This window comes from Vallitalea sediminicola (assembly GCF_054408565.1).
The window spans coordinates 1-360 of the sequence record NZ_BTPT01000097.1 but is presented as its reverse complement, the minus strand read 5'-3'; the positions used below and the strand labels follow the sequence as shown (position 1 = coordinate 360).

Below are 360 nucleotides of genomic sequence, written 5' to 3'. Positions count from 1 at the left end.
TTTGTTCGATAAAGATTTAAGATATTTTCTTTGATATTGTCTTCTAATGTATGTGATGGTTTACGACCACGATTACCATGGATAAAGAAAATCTTTCCTTGATCTAAATAACCTTTGATTAAACGATTTATATTTCGTCTAGTACAGCCTAGTTTCAGAGCTGCATTGTCCTTGTTCCCTTTAGTTTCAACTAATCTTTTAATAATTTCATATTTATATTGTTCTGTCATGTTTAAGTCTACCTTTCTAATGATAATCACCTCTGTCTATAAAATACATGAGGTTTTATTATATCCCATAATTAAAAAATAGGACATAATCAATTGTGGTACACTAAGACATTATCATAAATCAATCATA

Annotated in this window: 1 pseudogene; it reads right to left on the bottom strand. The window is 28.1% G+C overall.

What is annotated here, in order from left to right:
* Nucleotides 1-230: pseudogene (locus ACX6CF_RS25365) on the bottom strand (ISNCY family transposase); the annotation flags it as partial.
* Between the last annotated feature and the right edge of the window lie 130 nt (nucleotides 231-360).